Raw genomic sequence first — 17,274 nt, 5'->3', positions numbered from 1 at the left:
CAGCATGTCCAACTTTTCTGGTTTTTCTGGTTTCTCCTATCCCTCCCTCCGGCAAGCGCTGTGCGTCGCGGTAGCCACGCTCGGCATCGTGGCATCGGGCGCTGCGATGGCGCAGGAGCAGACCCTGCGCGTCGGCACCGTCAGCGGCCCTGACGCGCAAGTCTGGCAGGTAGTGCAGAAGGTCGCCAAGCGCGAAGGACTCAACATCAAGGTCGTCGAGTTCAACGACTACGTGCAGCCCAACGCCGCGCTCGACGCCGGCGACCTCGACGCCAACAGCTTCCAGCATCAGCCTTACCTGGACAGCCAGGTGAAGCAGCGCGGCTACAAGATGGTCAGCGCGGGCTACACGTATATCTCTCCGCTGGGCATCTACTCGCAGAAGCTGAAGTCGCCCAAGGACCTGCCGCAAGGCGCCAAGGTCGCCGTGCCCAACGATCCCTCCAACGAGAACCGCGCGCTGCTCCTGCTGGCCGCGCAAGGCGTGATCAAGCTCAAGAGCGGCGTTGGTACCAACGGCGTCAACGCCACGCCGCTGGACGTGAGCGACAACCCGAAAAAGCTGAAGCTCGTCGAGCTTGACGCCGCGCAACTGGCGCGCTCGCTGCCCGACGTGGCCGCGGCGGTGATCAACACCAACTACGCGCTCGCCGCCGGCCTGCAGCCCACCCGCAACGCCATCGCGCTGGAAGACATCCACAGCCCGTACGCCAACATCATCGCCGTGCGCACCCAGGACAAGGACAAGCCGTGGGTGAAGAAACTGGTTGCCGCTTACCAGTCGGAAGAGGTACGGCAGTTCATGAAGAACGAGTTCAAGGGTGCAATGGTGCCGTCGTTCTGATTGGGCAGGTGGCCGTGGACATTGAGCCGTCCCGGTTGCGCAGGCCTGACAGTCAAGCCCTTTCGGATCGCAAGGTCCGGAAGGGCTTTTTGTTTGTGGCCGGCCGCTACTCCCGCGGCATGAACGTGATGTTGACGCCGGGGGGCGCCACGCCGTTCTCGTCGCGCGGCAGCGGGTCGGAACGCTCCACCGCGCGCAGCACGGCGTTGTCCCAGCCGGCATTGCCGCTGGACTTGGTGAGCCGCACCGACAGCAGCGAGCCATCCGGCGCCATGCGCACCGCGACCACCGCGGCCGGGTTGCCGGCGATCTCTTCGGTAAAGATGATGTTCGGCTTCACGCGGCGCCGCACGCGGTCCGCGTAGCCGGGCGAGGCGTTGCCGCCAGCACCAGCGCCGGTGCCCGCGCGGCTGCCTACGCCACCTGTGGTGGGAGCGCTGTTGGCCATGGCCTGCAGGCGCGCTAGTTCGCTCTGGCGCTGCTGCTTCAAGGCCGCCTGGCGCTCCGCCTCACGTGCCTTGCGCTCGCGCTGGTCGGCCTGCCTGGCTTCCTCGGCCGCGGCGGCCTGCTTGCGCTTCTGAGCCTGCAAGGCGATGTCGGCGTTGTCGTCCGGCTCCGGCTTCAACACGGGCTGCGGTTCCACGGGCGTCGGCTGGACCACCGGCTGGGGCTGTGCAATCTCGGGCACGGTGTCCCACAGCTCCGCCTCCACGCCGGCCGGCGTGCGGCTCTGCCAATGCACCCCGTAGTAAAGCATCAGGCCCAGCAGCAGATGCATGAACAGAGCCAGCAGGAAACACTTCAGCGTTCCTCGCTCCTGCACCTGTTGATACGGATGGGCGATGGTCGTCATGACGCGCGGCAGGCCACGGACGGGCGATGCATAGTCAGTGCTGTGTCACTCTGGAATCACTCTCACATCCCTGTGAAAGGAGACGGTGCAGTGCTTTGTGCGCGACCCCGCGCGTGGCTCCACTGCATGCAGCTTAGGTCGGCATCGTTGCGGTAGGCAAGCGGGATTCTCCGCGGCTGGGTGCTCTGAAGGTGGAGCGTAGATCCGGCGAGGATAGAAATCGACCGCAAGAAAACAGAAGCCCCAAAAGCAAAACCCCTCCCGATCTTGCGATCGGGAGGGGTTTTTGTTGTAGCCCGTTTCCAGGCTTCAACGAATATGGTGGCGAATCAGGGACTCGAACCCCGGACCTGCGGATTATGATTCCGTCGCTCTAACCAACTGAGCTAATTCGCCGAACAAGACCGAGATTATACATGGCATTTTGAGGCTGTCAACACCACTTCTTCAAAAAGTTTTGAGGGCGTCGAATGGCACGGCATGCACCCTGCAGCCTGCAAAAAAAGGCGGGCCTTGCGGCCCGCCGGTGGAGCGACTGACTACCGGATCAGTCGTGCATGAGGCTGGTGCCCTGGACGACGGGCAGGCTCACGCGCCTTCAGTCGTTGGCGTAGATATCCACGTCCTTGGTTTCACGGATGAACAGCGAGCCGAGGACCAGGGTGACGCCCGCGATGATGATCGGGTACCAGAGGCCGTAGTAGATGTTGCCGTTCTGCGCCACCAGCGCGAAGGAGATGGTGGGCAGCAGGCCGCCGAACCAGCCATTGCCGATGTGATACGGCAGCGACATGGACGTGTAGCGGATCCGGGTCGGGAACATCTCCACCAGCATGGCCGCGATCGGGCCGTACACCATGGTCACGTAGATCACCAGGATGACGAGGACCACCAGCACCATGATGGTGTTCATCTGCGCGGGGTCCGCCTTGGTCGGGTAGCCGGCCGAGGCCATCGACTCGCCCACCTGCTTCTTGAACGCGGCGATCTGCTTCTTGCTCGCATCGTCGAAGCTGTGGCCTGCCGGTACCAGCGAGGCGTTGAAGGAAGGGATCTCCTTGTCGCCGATCTTCACCGAGGCCACGGTGCCGGCCGGAGCTTCCACCACTTCATAGCTGGCCGAAGCTTGTGCCAGGGTCCGCTTGACGATGTCGCAGGAGCTGCGGAAATCGATTTCGCGGGCGATCGGGCTGCCCTGGAAGGAGCATTGCTTCGGATCCGCGGTCACCACGATCTGGGCGCTTTGCTGCGCGCGCTCCAGGGCCGGGTTGGCGTAGTGGGTCAGGGCCTTGAACAGCGGGAAGTAGGTCAGCATCGCCAGCGCGCAGCCGGCCATGATGATCCACTTGCGCCCGACCTTGTCCGACAGCGAGCCAAAGAAGATGAAGAAGGGCGTGCCGATCACCAGGGCGCCCGCGATCAGCAGGTTGGCGGTGGTGGCGTCGACCTTGAGCACCTGGGTCAGGAAGAACAGCGAGTAGAACTGGCCGGTGTACCAGACCACGGCCTGGCCGGCGGTCAGGCCTATCAGCGCCAGGATCACGATCTTCAGGTTGCGCCATTGGCCGAACGCTTCGGTCAGCGGGGCCTTGGAGGTCTTGCCTTCGGCCTTCATCTTCTGGAAGGCGGGCGATTCGCTCATCGACAGGCGGATGTAGACCGACACGCCCAGCAGCAGGATCGAGACCAGGAACGGAATGCGCCAGCCCCAGACTTCAAAGTTGGCGCCTGTCATGTTGCGGCACACCAGGATCACGATCAGCGACAGGAACAGGCCGAGCGTGGCGGTGGTCTGGATCCACGCGGTATAGGCGCCGCGCTTGCCGTGCGGTGCGTGCTCGGCCACGTAGGTGGCGGCACCGCCGTACTCGCCGCCGAGCGCCAGGCCCTGCAGCATGCGCAGCCCGATCAGGATGATCGGGGCGGCCCAGCCGATGCTGGCAAATCCCGGCAGCAKGCCCACGATGAAGGTTGAGGCCCCCATGATCAGGATGGTCACCAGGAAGGTGTACTTGCGCCCGATCATGTCGCCCAGGCGGCCAAACACCAGCGCGCCGAACGGCCGCACGATGAAGCCGGCGGCAAATGCCAGCAGGGCGAAAATGAAGGCGGCGGTTGGATCGAGGCCGGAGAAGAACTGCTTGGCGATGATGGCCGCCAGCGAACCGTAAAGATAAAAGTCGTACCACTCGAACACCGTCCCGAGCGAGGAGGCAAAGATCACCTTCCTCTCTTCGGGCGTCATCGCCGAGCCCTGCGCTGTGCCTCCGGGCATTGCCACGTTCTGTGCGTTAGCCATTGTCTCCTCCGTTTGTGATCGGAACTTTCAGGTTGGCGGCCGGCGCGCACGCGTTCTCTGGCGGGCGCGCGACAACCTCCTAAGTTGCAATGGATTGTGGGAGGCGAAACTTACTGCGTTCTGACAATTTTGGCCGAATTCGCCACTAAACGCTCGGGGTATACGCTAGGCAAAAAGCTGGCTTGGTGGTGCTGCGCTGCGGTGCGAAGGGTCTCTGGAGGGCTTGCGAAAATCAGCTTCGAGGGGCAGGGCCGGGCTTCTTGCTATGCAGCATCGTCATGCTGGCGGGCGGGCACGGGCAGCTCGCCGGCGTCATCGTCTTCATCGCGGTTCATGCGCCAGGCATAGATTGCCGCCATCAGGACGTAGACGATCAGCGCACCCTGGGCACCGACCCAGAACGAGAAGGGCCAGCCGAAGAAATCGAAGCGCAGCTCGCGGGCATACCAGGCGACCACGAAGGTGACGACGAACCAGATCGACAGCAGCACGGCAATCCAGCGCAGGTTGCGATGCCACGCGCGGCGCTCGGACTGATCGGCCTGGTCGCGCCCGCCGCGCGTGTGGTCGGGGTCGGTCATGCAGGCTCCAGGGGAGATGGCCGGCGCAGCGTGATGCGAAAGCACGCGCCGGCCAGGCGCGGCTCCGTCTGGTAGACGTGGTCGAGAATGCTGACATCGCCGCCGTGCTGCTGCACGATCTCGCGCACGATGGCCAGGCCCAGGCCACTGCCCTGGGTCTTGGTGCCGAGCACGCGGTAGAACCGTTCCATCACGCGCTCGCGCTCGGCCACCGGGATGCCGGGGCCGGTGTCTTCCACCTCGAGATACGCGAAGGGCTCGAAGGCATCCGCGCTGACGCGCACGGTGGCGTGGCCATCGGCCGGCGTGTAGCGGATGGCGTTGTCGATCAGGTTGTTGAGCATCTCGGTAAGCATCAGGCGATTGCCTTGCACCATCACCGGGTGGTCGTCGGCATCCACGCCGAGGTCGATGCGGCGCGCCCACGCCTGCGGCAGCCAGTCCTTGACCACCTCGCGCGCGAGCGCGGCCAGGTCCAGCGGCGCCATGCTGCCGGCGCCGGCCAGGTTCTCCATGCGCGCCAGCGACAGCAACTGCGTCACCAGGTGGGCCGCGCGCTCCGAGCTGCCGGCGATCTGCGCCAGCGACTTGCGCAGCTCCTCGGGCGATTGCTCGCGCTGCGCCAGCTCCGCCTGCATGCGCAGCCCGGCCAGCGGCGTCTTCATCTGATGGGCGGCATCGGCGATAAAGCGCTTTTGCGTCTGCACGGAAACGTCGAGCCGTGCCAGCAGGTCGTTGAACGAGGCCACCAGCGGCGTGATTTCCTGCGGCGCGGCGTGTTCGTCGATGGGGCTGGTGTCGCCGGGGTTGCGCGCGCGGATGCGCTGCTGGATCGAGGTCAGCGGGGCCAGCCCGCGCGTGAGGCCGAACCACACCAGCACCACCGCCAGCGGCAGGATCACGAACTGCGGCAGGATCACGCCCTTGATGATTTCATTGGCCAGCCGCGCGCGCTTGTCGAGCGTCTCGCCAACCTGCACCAGCACCGGCTGCGCGTCGCCCGCCTGCTTCAGGTCGACGTAGGTGTAGGCCACGCGCACGTCGTTGCCCGCGATGCGGTCGTCGCGCAGCGAGACCAGCCCGGCGTGGCCGCGATCGTCCTCGCCGGGCAGCGGCATGTCGTTGTCCCCGGCGACGAACTCGCCGTGCGTGCCCACCACCTGGTAGTAGATGTTGTCGGTTTCATCGGCCCGCAGGATTTCGCGCGCGGACAGTGGCAACTGCAGCGTGACGCGCCCGTTGACCTCGCGCACCTGCTGCGAGAGCACGATGGCGCTGGCCTCCAGCGAGCGGTCGAAGGGCCCGTTGGCAATGGACTTCGCCACCAGGTAGGTCACGGCAATGCTCATCGGCCACAACAGCAGCAGCGGTGCCAGCATCCAGTCCAGGATTTCGCCGAACAGTGAGCGCGGCGACGGATGGCCCGCGCTGTCTTCAAGATGCGGCAGGGCGTCGGCCAGCGTTTCGTCGCTGACGATCTCATCGGGCGGGGAGGGCGTGCGCGCGGGCCGTGCGGCCCGCGCGCGCCGCCGGGGCAGTCGCAGCAGGCTCATGGGGAGGAGGTGGTGGGGCAGGTCTTGGCGGCGTCGCCGGCATGCCGTCAAAGGGAAACGGCGCTGATGCCGATTCCGATTCCGATTCTAATGGCGCTTTCTAGTCGTGCGCCACGGTGGCCTGGAATTTCTCCAGGCAGTAGCCCAGCCCGCGTACCGTGGCAATGCGGATCCCGCCCACCTCGATCTTCTTGCGCAGCCGGTGCACATAGACTTCGATGGCATTGTTGCTGACCTCTTCGCCCCATTCGCACAGGTGGTCGACCAGCTGCTCCTTCGATACCAGCCGCCCGGTGCGGGTGAGCAGGATCTCCAGCAGCCCAACTTCGCGCGCGGAGAGATCCAGCATCTGCTCGTTCAGGTAGGCGATGCGGCCGACCTGATCGAAGGCCAGCGGGCCATGGTGCGTGAGCGTGGCGCCGCCGCCGGCGCCGCGCCGCACCAGCGCGCGCACGCGGGCTTCCAGCTCGGACAGGGCGAAAGGCTTTGCCATGTAGTCATCGGCGCCCAGGTCCAGGCCCTTGACGCGCTCGTCGACGCCATCCGCCGCGGTCAGGATCAGCACCGGCAGCATGGCGCCGCGCGTGCGCAGGCGCTTGAGCACTTCCAGTCCGGGCATGCGGGGCAGGCCGAGATCGAGGATCAGGAGGTCGAAGGTCTGGGTCGAGAGCGCCGAGTCGGCTTCAACCCCACTGGCGACATGGTCGACGGCATAGCCGGAGTGACGTAACGAGCGTGTCAGGCCATCTGCCAGCACATCGTCATCTTCGGCGATCAGAATACGCATGGTTGTCTCCACCCTGGCCGGCTTAGTCGTCGCTTTACATCAAATGACGCGTGCGGGACTTGCCAAGCATACTGTTTTTTTATACAGTACCCGCTTGATCCGGTCGCGCAGTGAGCGGGCCGGATCGTACTGAATTCAGCAACGCACGTATTACCGACGTTTGCCCAATGTTTGCCCCTGCTGCCAGGTTCATTGTCATCAGGAGTTCGCAGCGCGGCGCGGGTCGGGCGGTTACCCGCAAAAGCAGGCGGCGCGCCACATGCGGCCTATTTATACACCATTGACGGAAGGACGACCATGGATGACGGCAAGAAGGCGGGTGCTGGCGTAAGCGCCGAAAAGCAGAAGGCGCTGGCGGCCGCGCTGGCCCAGATCGAGAAGCAGTTCGGCAAGGGCTCGATCATGAAACTGGGCGAAGCCGACATCGACCAGGATATCCAGGTCGTGTCCACCGGCTCGCTGGGCCTGGACATCGCGCTGGGCGTCGGCGGSCTGCCGCGCGGCCGCGTSGTGGAAATCTACGGTCCGGAATCCTCGGGCAAGACCACGCTGACGCTGCAGGTCGTGGCCGAAATGCAAAAACTGGGCGGCACCTGCGCCTTTATCGATGCCGAGCACGCGCTCGACGTCAACTATGCCGGCAAGCTCGGCGTGTCCGTGGGCGACCTGCTGATCTCCCAGCCCGACACCGGCGAGCAGGCACTGGAAATCACCGACGCGCTGGTGCGCTCGGGCTCGGTCGACCTGATCGTGATCGACTCGGTGGCGGCCCTGGTGCCCAAGGCCGAAATCGAAGGCGAGATGGGCGATTCGCTGCCGGGCCTGCAGGCCCGCCTGATGAGCCAGGCGCTGCGCAAGCTGACCGGCACCATCAAGCGCACCAACTGCCTGGTGATCTTCATCAACCAGATCCGCATGAAGATCGGCGTGATGTTCGGCTCGCCCGAAACCACCACCGGCGGCAATGCGCTGAAGTTCTACGCCTCGGTGCGCCTGGACATCCGCCGCATCGGCTCGATCAAGAAGGGCGATGAGGTGATCGGCAACGAAACCAAGGTCAAGGTAGTCAAGAACAAGGTGTCGCCGCCGTTCCGCGAAGCCTTCTTCGACATCCTCTACGGCCAGGGCATCTCGCGCCAGGGCGAAATCATCGATCTCGGCGTGGACGCCAAGGTCGTCGAGAAGTCGGGCGCGTGGTACAGCTACAAGGGCGAGAAGATCGGCCAGGGCAAGGACAACGCGCGTGAATACCTGCGCGAGAATCCGGACATCGCCGACGAGATCGAGAACAAGGTGCGCGAGTCGCTGGGCGTAGTCCTGATGAACGGCACGCCGGCCACCGCCGGCGCCGTGGCCACCGCCGGCGCCGTGGCCACCGCCGAAGACTGAGCTTCGCTGGCCGGGGCATTCCCGGCCGCGATCCCCACCCCGGGGCGGCACGCGCAGCGACGCGCGYCGCCCCGGTTTGCGTTTTTAAAGCGCATTGATAATGCGCGGTGTTCAAGCGCGCCTTCCCCATGGCTACCCGTCCTCCTCTCTCCCTGAAAGCCCGCGCCGTCGGCTACCTGTCGCGGCGCGAGCACAGCCGGGCGGAGCTGGCGCGCAAGCTGGCCCCGCACGCCGAGTCTCCCGAGGCCCTCGAGCAGCTGCTGGACGCGCTGGAGCGCGAGAACTGGCTATCCAACGCGCGCTTTGTCGACAGCCTGATGCACCGGCGCGCGGCCCGCTATGGCGCCGCCCGCGTGATGCAGGAAGCCCGCACCCATCAGCTCGGCGGCGATCAGCTCGCCGACCTGCAGGATCGCCTGCGCGGGTCGGAGCTGGAGCGCGGCCGCGCGGTCTGGCAAAAGCGTTTTGGCACGCCGCCCGCCACGCCCGAAGACAAGGCCAAGCAGATCCGCTTTATGGTCGCCCGCGGCTTTTCCCGCTCGGTGGTGAGCCAGGTGATCAAAGGGGCGGATGAGTGGCTGGATGGCAGCGATTGACGTTCGCCGACGCGGCAGCCTCAAGTTCAAGTGATGCCGCAGTGATGTTACTGCCATGTCCTGCGCCGGTTGCGGGCGCATACCTGCTTTGCCAGTAGGCGTATTCCGAATCTTCACGCCTTGCTCATGCCTTGATGCCTTGACACCTTAGGCCGTTTCCGCCGCAATGCCGTGATTTTTCCGCATGCGCGGGGCTTGCCCGTCGCTCGACAATCCCCGGCAACAGCGCCGCGCGCAGTTTGTTCCCGGCGAGCGTTGTCCGGCATGTTAAAATCCTGCGGTTTTCCGGCCCAGCCGTCCATTTCTCCCGCTCCTGCCTGGTGTTATGCCGCTTTCCCCGCCCGTCAATCGCGCCCTGCGTCACCGTCGTGCCATCACGGCGGAGGCCTATCTTAGGGACGACGGCCTATGGGACATCGAAGCGCGCCTGACTGACACCAAGCCGCGCGAGATTCCGCTGGCCGGCGGCGGTGTGCGCCCGGTGGGCGAGCCGCTGCACGATTTGTGGCTGCGCGTCACCATCGACCTGCGCATGAACGTCGTGGATGCCGATGCCTGTTCCGACTGGGTGCCCTATCCCGGCCAGTGCGACACCATCGGCCCGGCTTACCGCAAGCTGATCGGCCTGAACCTGATGAAGGGTTTCCGCAAGTCGGTGAAAGAGCGCCTGTCGGGCGTGGCCGGATGCACCCATTTGACCGAGCTGGCCGGCATACTGCCGACCACCGCGATCCAGGCATTCGCCGGCGATGTGTTCAACATTCGCGACGGCGGTGCCGAAGACACCAGTACCGAACCGCCTTACCAGTTGCACGGCTGCCATGCCCTGCATTTCGAAGGCGAGGTCGTACGCCAGTTTTACCCCCGCTGGTATGGTCACCAGCCAAAACCGAGGATCAAGACCGAAGGGTCATCGACCCCGGCGGCGCAGCCAGCGGAGGCGCTCGCCGCCCCCGCCGACGGCGCCATGTCGCGCAGGTCAACCGGCACTTCTGGCTAAGCCAGGCCGGCCTGCAGTCCGCCGAGATTTCATCTCCACACTTTTACGCCTACCCGAAAGGAAACACGCATGAATATCCATGAGTACCAAGGCAAGGAAATCCTGCGCAAATACAATGTGCCGGTTCCGCGCGGCATCCCCGCGTTCTCGGTCGAAGAGGCCCTGAAGGCTGCTGAACAACTGGGCGGCCCGGTATGGGTCGTCAAGGCGCAGATCCACGCGGGCGGCCGCGGCAAGGGCGGCGGCGTGAAGGTGGCCAAGAGCATCGACGAGGTCAAGACCTACGCCACCAACATCCTCGGCATGACCCTGGTCACGCACCAGACCGGCCCGGAAGGCAAGAAGGTCAACCGCCTGCTGATCGAAGAAGGCGCTGACATCAAGAAGGAACTGTACGTCAGCCTGGTGGTTGACCGCGTTTCGCAAAAGGTCGCCCTGATGGCCTCCAGCGAAGGCGGCATGGACATCGAAGAAGTCGCTGCCCACAGCCCGGAAAAGATCCACACGCTGATCATCGATCCGTCGGCCGGCCTGCTCGACGCGGACGCTGACGACATCGCCCGCAAGATCGGCGTGCCCGACGCAAGCGTGGCGCAAGCCCGCCAGGCCCTGCAAGGCCTGTACAAGGCATTCTGGGACACCGACGCCTCGCTGGCTGAAATCAACCCGCTGATCCTGACCGGCGACGGCAAGGTGATCGCGCTCGACGCCAAGTTCAACTTCGACTCCAACGCCCTGTTCCGTCACCCGGAAATCGTCGCTTACCGCGACCTGGACGAAGAAGATCCGGCTGAAATCGAAGCGTCGAAGTTCGACCTGGCCTACATCTCGCTGGACGGCAACATCGGCTGCCTGGTGAACGGCGCTGGCCTGGCCATGGCCACCATGGACACCATCAAGCTGTTCGGCGGCGAGCCGGCCAACTTCCTGGACGTGGGCGGCGGTGCCACCACCGAGAAGGTGACCGAAGCCTTCAAGCTGATGCTGAAGAACCCGAACCTGAAGGCCATCCTGGTCAACATCTTCGGCGGCATCATGCGTTGCGACGTGATCGCCGAAGGCGTGATCGCTGCATCCAAGGCCGTGTCGCTGTCCGTGCCGCTGGTCGTGCGCATGAAGGGCACCAACGAAGAGATCGGCAAGAAGATGCTGGCCGACTCGGGCCTGCCCATCATCGCCGCCGATACCATGGAAGAAGCTGCCCAGAAGGTCGTGGCTGCTGCCGCGGGCAAGTAAGCCAGACGCGAACACGAACGCCAGCAGCGCGCCGGGGCCAGGCCTTCGCGCGCTGCTTTGAGCCAAGCAAAGGATTACAGCATGTCGATTCTGATTAATAAAGACACCAAGGTCATCACCCAGGGCATCACCGGCAAGACCGGCCAGTTCCACACCCGTGGCTGCCGTGACTATGCCAACGGCAAGAACTGCTTCGTTGCCGGCGTGAACCCGAAGAAAGCGGGCGAAGACTTCGAAGGCATTCCCATCTACGCAAGCGTCAAGGATGCCAAGGCATCGACCGGCGCCACCGTGTCCGTGATCTACGTGCCGCCCGCAGGCGCCGCTGCCGCCATCTGGGAAGCCGTTGACGCTGACCTGGACCTGGTGGTCTGCATCACCGAAGGCATCCCCGTGCGCGACATGATGGAGCTCAAGGACAAGATGGCCAAGGGCAACAAGAAGACCCTGTTGCTGGGACCGAACTGCCCGGGCCTGATCACGCCTGACGAAATCAAGATCGGCATCATGCCGGGCCACATCCACCGCAAGGGCCGCATCGGCGTGGTGTCGCGCTCGGGCACGCTGACCTATGAAGCAGTCGGTCAGCTGACCGCGCTGGGCATGGGCCAGTCGTCGGCAGTCGGCATTGGTGGCGACCCCATCAACGGCCTGAAGCACATCGACATCATGAAGATGTTCAACGACGATCCCGAAACGGACGCCGTGGTCATGATCGGCGAAATCGGTGGTCCGGACGAAGCCAACGCGGCTTACTGGATCAAGGAAAACATGAAGAAGCCGGTGGTTGGCTTCATCGCTGGCGTGACCGCGCCTCCGGGCAAGCGCATGGGCCACGCCGGCGCGCTGATCTCGGGCGGTGCCGACACGGCGCAAGCCAAGCTGGAAATCATGGAAGCCTGCGGTATCAAGGTCACCAAGAACCCGTCGGAAATGGCTCGCCTGCTCAAGTCGATCCTGTAAATACCGATCTGCAGCCTCCCGCCTCCGGGCGGGAAAGCTTGCCGGAGCCGGAGCGCTCGCGTGACTGCGACCGCACACCGGCTCTCCATGCCCCCGCCTCCGTGCGGGGGCATGTCATTCTGGAGTACCGTTACCTAGGGTATCTCCCAAGGTGCGCGACATGCCGATTGAAACCGAATCGAAAGCTTGATACGGTAAATCTTCATGTCTGAAGACTCAGACATCCGAAATTCCGCATGCGGCACAGTTGTTGGTGGCGCAATGTGGCGTTCGAATCATAATTTAAGAAACTCGAGGAGCTTTACCGTGGAACTGCTGTCCTCCACCGCTTTCTGGATCGCGTTGGGATCCATTATCCTGACCAACATCGTGCTATCCGGCGACAACGCCGTGGTGATCGCGCTGGCCTCCCGCAACCTCCCGCCCGCCCAGCAGAAGAAGGCCATCTTCTGGGGCAGCGCCGCCGCCATCATCATGCGGGTGGTGCTGACGGTAGCCGCGGTCAAGCTGCTGAGCCTGCCGTACCTGAAGATCGTCGGCGCCATCCTGCTGGTCTACATCGGCGTGCAACTGCTCACCGGCGATGACGACGAAGAAGGCCACTCGGCCAAGGACAACATCTGGGCCGCGATCCGCACCATCCTGATCGCCGACCTGGTGATGTCGCTCGACAACGTGGTGGCCGTGGCCGCCGCGGCGCAGAAGGGGCCGGAAGGCAGCCAGCTGATGCTGCTGATCCTGGGCCTGGGCCTGTCGATCCCCCTGATCGTGTTCGGCAGCACCATCCTGCTCAAGGTCATGGACCGCTTCCCCATCATCATCGTGCTGGGCGCCGCGCTGCTGGGCTACCTGGCCGGTGAAATGCTGGTCAGCGACCCGGTGGATGCCGCATGGTTCGAGATGCACGTGCCGCATGCCCACCTGGTGTTCGGCGTGATCGGCGCCGCGCTGGTGGTGGTGGTTGGCAAGCTGCTGAGCAAGCGGGCGCCACAGACCGCCTGACGGGCTTTGTGGATGAGGTGGTGCCCCGTTGGGGCGCTGCCGGACAGACGGGTGGCCCGGGAGCCGCCCGTTTTGTTTTTGGGCTGTAGCGCAGGCCATGCTGCAGACATGGCGGTGATTTCAGTGCGGTTTGAGACTGACTTAAGCCAAAGTGCGGGTTTACTGAMCCGCCACGTCATACTTAGTGACAAAATTTGCGCGGGATCAACACCGGGAAGGGCCCGAAGTGGCGAAAATTGTCACTCGCCGACGAGACATCAAGACTTGGCGGCGCTGGCACGCTAAGTGCTAAGAACGTACAGCATCACATGAAACAAGATGTTTCGATTTGTATCCAAAATTCCTTCGAGGGGTCAATCATGCAACAACGGGTGCAACAAATGAAAAAACTGGGCCGCCGAGTCCAGAAGGGCTTCACGCTGATCGAACTGATGATCGTGGTTGCGATTATTGGTATCTTGGCTGCGATCGCTATTCCGCAGTATCAGGACTATACCGTCAAAGCGAAACTGTCCAAGGTCGCTGCCTGCGCAGAGCCACTGAAGTTGGCCGTTGCGCTTTATGCTCAGACGAACGGAACGCTTCCTACTACCACGGACGATTGGACCGGCTTGGGCCTGTCGGGTGCTCCAGCTACCACAAACGAGTGTTCTGCACTTTCCGTTACGGGCGTGGCAGCCGGCGCTGCTGGCGCTGGCGCTATCGTTGTTACGATGGCAAACATTAAGGCGTCCACGATTGATACTAAGACCGTGACTTTCACGCCCACGGTCAACAGCACCAACGTTACTTGGACTCCGACTTCAACTAGTACCGACACTCTGGTAACGAACTACTTCAAGAAATCGTAGTAGGCACGTTTTGTGTCGCACACATAAAGCGCCTTCGGGCGCTTTTTCTTTCCCTGCTCCCCAAGCTATCATCCGCCTTCTGCCTACAAGGCATAACAAGGCACCCCACATGCTGCCCTCCCGGTCAGCCATCCCTCTCAGCTTCCTGGCCGTAGCCGTCACGCTACCGCTGCTGGTCTCCCGGCACACGCTTCCGCTTGCCACCTTCTATGGCGAATGGACTTCGGCATTGCTGTTTGCGCTTGCCGTCATCGTGCTGGGCGCCTTGGCACAGCGGCAAGGCAGGGGCACGGCTTACCAGGCGGCTCCCGCCCAGTTCCCCTGGATCATTCTCTTTCCCCTCTGGCTGATCGCCACCGGCATCACGCAAACGCTGACCGGCATGGCCGATGTGTCGGGCAGCCGGTTGCTGACTGAGCTCTCGCTGGCGCTGGGCGCCGCGGTGATGTGGGCTGCGTGGCGCCAGGGCCGTGCCGCGTCGTCCGTGGAGCGGCAGGCGATGGTGGATGTGCTGGCCATCGCCTGGCTGGTGGCCGGGTTGCTGGGTACGCTGGCGCAATGGGTGCAGGTGTTTGGCCTGGAGCCGGACACGCTGGGGATGGTGTCCACTTACTTTTACGATGACAACCGCCGCTTGTGGGGCAACCTGAACCAGCCTAATCACCAGGCTACGGTTGCGGGCATCGCGCTGGCGGCGGCGGTCTGGCTGGCGGCGCGGGGGTGGTTGCGGGTGCCGGCCTGGCTGGCGGCGGCGTTGCTGTTGGTGAGCGGCATCGTGCTGTCTGGCTCGCGCACCGGTGTGTTGCATGTGGGGCTGGCCGCGGTGTATGCGCTGGTGGCCGCCTGGATGGCGCGGGGCGGGGCGGCGTTTGGCGGTCCGGGCGACCTGGGCGGGCTCGCAGGCAGCATGCAGCGCGCCGGCCACGCCGGGCGCAACCCCATGCGGCGTCCCGCCGGGTTGGCGTTTGCCGCGGTGGCCATGGTGGTTTTGCTGTTGGTCTTGCAGCCGGCGATCAAGAGCGCCGGGCAGGCAATGGACTGGCACCTCTTCGATACCGTGGCGCAGCTGCAGGGGGGGGATCAGCTCTCGTGGCGCGCCGCGATGTGGGCGCACGCGTGGGCGATGTTCCGCGCTCATCCATGGCTTGGGGTGGGCTGGGGTGAGTATGGCTGGGCGCAGTTCCAGCAGCTCGCGCAGGTGGGCGTGAAAGTCGAGATGTCGCTGCATGCGCACAATGCCGTGCTGGATATGCTGGCCAAGATGGGCGTGATCGGCGCGGCAGGTGTGTTCCTGAGCCTGCTGGCATGGCTATGGCGCGTGGCGCGCCAACGCTTGTGGCGCGGGGATGCGCGCGAGCGCGCGCAGACGGGGCTGGTGCTGACCTGGCTGGCGATGCTGTGCGCGCATTCGATGCTGGAGTACCCGCTGCACTACTTGTATTTTGTGTTGCCGTTCTGCTTCATGCTGGGCTGGCTGGAGCCATCGGGGTTCGGCCGCCTGCGCTGGCCGCGCGGGTTTGCCGTGCTGGCGGGCCTGGCATTCGCTGGCGTGGCGGCAGCCATCCTGACGACCATGTGGCAGGACTACCGCCGTGCGGAGGCGCGCGAGTACGCCCGTGCCGAGCGCCGGGCCGCATTGCCGATGCCGAACTTCTGGTTCCGGCAGGCTGCCGCGTCAGACGCGATCGAGGAGGCCAAGATCACGCCGGAGAACGCCGCACAGTTGCTTGGCGCCCATATCGCCGCGGTACACCTGCTACCCACTCCGACACTGATCTCGCGCACCGCCTGGCTGATGGCGCTGACCGGCGACCCGGTGCAGGCCCGGGCTTGGCTGGAGCGCCTGCGCTTCTACTTTGCGGGGGATGAGGCTAACCAGTTCGCGGAACTCGCCCGCGCCTGCGCTGAAGTCGACGCGGCGGCGCGGCCGCGGGATTTCTGCGACTGGGTACAGCTGCGCGCCAAACACAAACCGCAGTGAGCCTCCCCGCCTCCCCAAGCTGCGCCGCGCCGGGTTATTGCGGCGCGTAGCCCGGGGGCGGTGGTGGCGGATAGTAATACGTCGGCGCGGCCACCGGACGCGGGGCCGAGGCCATATGGCCGTAGACCGGCACCCGGTTGCCGCTTGCGTACATGCATTGCACATACGCCGCGTCGTACTGGCGCTGGCTGCCATAGCCGGCATATTGGGCATTGCCCGCCCCTACCGCCGCGCCTGTGAGCAGGCCGACCCCGGCACCCACCGCCGCGCCCGTGCCGCCATTGAAGGCCGCGCCGGCCGCCGCGCCCAAGGCGGTGCCCACCACGGCACTGCCTACCGCGCTATTGGCGGCCGCCTGGTTGGCGGTAACGCCGCCCACCTGTCCGAAGGCGAACTGGCGGCAGTTGTTATCGTCGGCCCGGAACTGGTCAAAGTTCTTGCCGGTGCCCGGCAGTACCATCACGCTTGGCCCGCTGGGCATCACCGCGCATCCGGCCAGCACCATCGCCGCGAGCGGCAGGCTCAGCAGCATTGGCAGGCTGGGGCGGTTGAAGTGGTTAAGGACGTTCATCTCGGCACCTCGGTACCTCGGTCATCGATTATGGTCCGCGCGCGTCGGCGCGCCGCGCCGTGAGCGCTTCGGGCATTCAGCTTGCCTGTCTGTCAGGCATCAGGTGGGCATCAGGCAAGCAGCAGGCGCTAGGCGGGTGGCTGTGCCGGCACCTTATGCCAGCCGCCGGGGCAGGCCTTGATGTACGGGTAGTAGCCATCCGGCCGGGCGCAGCGATACCAAAACGCCTGCTGCTGGGGCGCGGGTGCCGCGACACCGCCGCTGTCCATGTCCATGTCCATCGTGCCGTCCTGGCCTTGCTCGATGTACTGCGTCGGCGCCGCAGGTACCCCGACGACCGCGGGCCCATAGGCGTAGCCGGGCGGGTAGTAGTACGGGTAGGGGTAGCCCCACCCATAGCCGTAGCCGAATCCGGGGCCGATATAGACGCCTACGCCGCCGTGCCAGCCGCCATGCCAGCCACCGCCGCCGTGCCATCCGCCACCACCGTGCCAGCCTCCACCGCCACCTCTTCCCGCCAGCGCGGTACCGCTCGCGCCCAGCGCCGCCAACACCAGCAAAAGCTGGCCAACCCTACGCCCGTTCATGTTGCCCACCTTGGATCGACGCGGAACGTGGTTCCGCCGGCAGCGCAGCTTGCGCCCCCTAAACTGCATTGAATACCAATTTGCCGCAAGCCGCGACGCGCCGCCCTCTGGCGAAATGCGGCGTTACGCTTGTTACAGCGGAAGCGGCGCTGGCGCGGGACTGTGTCAGGATTGACAAGAA

16 protein-coding genes and 1 tRNA gene are annotated in these 17,274 nt (G+C 64.7%); 9 read left to right on the top strand and 8 right to left on the bottom strand.

What is annotated here, in order from left to right; translation table 11 throughout:
* The first annotated feature begins 4 nt into the window (after positions 1 to 4).
* Positions 5 to 844: a MetQ/NlpA family ABC transporter substrate-binding protein gene (locus AC1DQR_RS31940; protein WP_416047656.1), complete on the top strand. Its 840-nt coding sequence runs from the start codon at positions 5 to 7 to the stop codon at positions 842 to 844.
* Between the two features lie 106 nt (positions 845 to 950).
* Here the strand turns inward: AC1DQR_RS31940 and tolA are convergent, their stop codons facing one another.
* The 6 genes from tolA to AC1DQR_RS31910 form a co-directional block, all read right to left on the bottom strand.
* Positions 951 to 1,697 (bottom strand): cell envelope integrity protein TolA, encoded by a 747-nt coding sequence (gene tolA / locus AC1DQR_RS31935; RefSeq protein ID WP_416047657.1) that lies wholly within the window; start codon positions 1,695 to 1,697, stop codon positions 951 to 953.
* Positions 1,698 to 2,016: 319 nt separating this feature from the next.
* Positions 2,017 to 2,093 (bottom strand) — tRNA-Met (locus tag AC1DQR_RS31930).
* Positions 2,094 to 2,295: 202 nt separating this feature from the next.
* Positions 2,296 to 3,996, bottom strand: coding sequence for an MFS transporter (locus tag AC1DQR_RS31925; RefSeq protein WP_477134431.1), 1,701 nt, complete (start codon positions 3,994 to 3,996; stop codon positions 2,296 to 2,298).
* A gap of 263 nt (positions 3,997 to 4,259) precedes the next feature.
* Complete coding sequence (locus tag AC1DQR_RS31920) at positions 4,260 to 4,577, bottom strand: DUF4212 domain-containing protein (protein ID WP_416047659.1); 318 nt, start codon at positions 4,575 to 4,577, stop codon at positions 4,260 to 4,262.
* A complete protein-coding gene (locus AC1DQR_RS31915; RefSeq protein ID WP_416047660.1) occupies positions 4,574 to 6,130 on the bottom strand; it encodes a sensor histidine kinase in 1,557 nt (518 codons plus the stop codon). Before AC1DQR_RS31915 ends, AC1DQR_RS31920 begins: the two co-directional genes overlap by 4 nt.
* A 100-nt stretch (positions 6,131 to 6,230) precedes the next feature.
* Positions 6,231 to 6,917 (bottom strand): response regulator, encoded by a 687-nt coding sequence (locus AC1DQR_RS31910; RefSeq protein WP_416047661.1) that lies wholly within the window; start codon positions 6,915 to 6,917, stop codon positions 6,231 to 6,233.
* A 297-nt stretch (positions 6,918 to 7,214) separates the two neighbouring features.
* On the opposite strand from AC1DQR_RS31910, the gene recA reads away from it, so the two are divergent.
* The 8 genes from recA to AC1DQR_RS31870 all read left to right on the top strand — a co-directional run bounded on the left by recA (position 7,215) and on the right by AC1DQR_RS31870 (position 15,935).
* Positions 7,215 to 8,306, top strand: a complete 1,092-nt coding sequence (gene recA / locus AC1DQR_RS31905; protein ID WP_416047662.1) for a recombinase RecA — start codon at positions 7,215 to 7,217, stop codon at positions 8,304 to 8,306.
* A 128-nt stretch (positions 8,307 to 8,434) separates the two neighbouring features.
* On the top strand, positions 8,435 to 8,902 hold the full coding sequence (gene recX / locus AC1DQR_RS31900) for a recombination regulator RecX (RefSeq protein ID WP_416047663.1): 468 nt from the start codon (positions 8,435 to 8,437) through the stop codon (positions 8,900 to 8,902).
* A 325-nt stretch (positions 8,903 to 9,227) separates the two neighbouring features.
* Positions 9,228 to 9,902: a DUF2889 domain-containing protein gene (locus tag AC1DQR_RS31895; protein WP_253930334.1), complete on the top strand. Its 675-nt coding sequence runs from the start codon at positions 9,228 to 9,230 to the stop codon at positions 9,900 to 9,902.
* 69 nt (positions 9,903 to 9,971) lie between these two features.
* Positions 9,972 to 11,138, top strand: coding sequence for an ADP-forming succinate--CoA ligase subunit beta (sucC, locus tag AC1DQR_RS31890; protein WP_043343899.1), 1,167 nt, complete (start codon positions 9,972 to 9,974; stop codon positions 11,136 to 11,138).
* Positions 11,139 to 11,219: 81 nt separating this feature from the next.
* Positions 11,220 to 12,101: a succinate--CoA ligase subunit alpha gene (sucD, locus tag AC1DQR_RS31885; protein WP_043343904.1), complete on the top strand. Its 882-nt coding sequence runs from the start codon at positions 11,220 to 11,222 to the stop codon at positions 12,099 to 12,101.
* A 306-nt stretch (positions 12,102 to 12,407) separates the two neighbouring features.
* On the top strand, positions 12,408 to 13,103 hold the full coding sequence (locus AC1DQR_RS31880) for a TerC family protein (protein ID WP_174428683.1): 696 nt from the start codon (positions 12,408 to 12,410) through the stop codon (positions 13,101 to 13,103).
* A 380-nt stretch (positions 13,104 to 13,483) separates the two neighbouring features.
* Positions 13,484 to 13,954 (top strand): pilin, encoded by a 471-nt coding sequence (locus AC1DQR_RS31875; protein WP_416050433.1) that lies wholly within the window; start codon positions 13,484 to 13,486, stop codon positions 13,952 to 13,954.
* Positions 13,955 to 14,063: 109 nt separating this feature from the next.
* Entirely contained in the window at positions 14,064 to 15,935 is a 1,872-nt protein-coding gene (locus AC1DQR_RS31870; protein WP_477134430.1) for a PglL family O-oligosaccharyltransferase, read from the top strand.
* A 34-nt stretch (positions 15,936 to 15,969) separates the two neighbouring features.
* Here AC1DQR_RS31870 and AC1DQR_RS31865 read toward each other — a convergent pair whose 3' ends face one another.
* Entirely contained in the window at positions 15,970 to 16,467 is a 498-nt protein-coding gene (locus AC1DQR_RS31865; RefSeq protein WP_477134446.1) for a YMGG-like glycine zipper-containing protein, read from the bottom strand.
* Positions 16,468 to 16,634: 167 nt separating this feature from the next.
* On the bottom strand, positions 16,635 to 17,093 hold the full coding sequence (locus AC1DQR_RS31860) for a hypothetical protein (RefSeq protein WP_416047665.1): 459 nt from the start codon (positions 17,091 to 17,093) through the stop codon (positions 16,635 to 16,637).
* Positions 17,094 to 17,274 lie beyond the last annotated feature (181 nt).

This window comes from Cupriavidus sp. 05L411 (assembly GCF_056398045.1).
The sequence above is the reverse complement of the archived record's forward strand: the minus strand, read 5'-3'. Positions and strand labels throughout refer to the sequence as shown.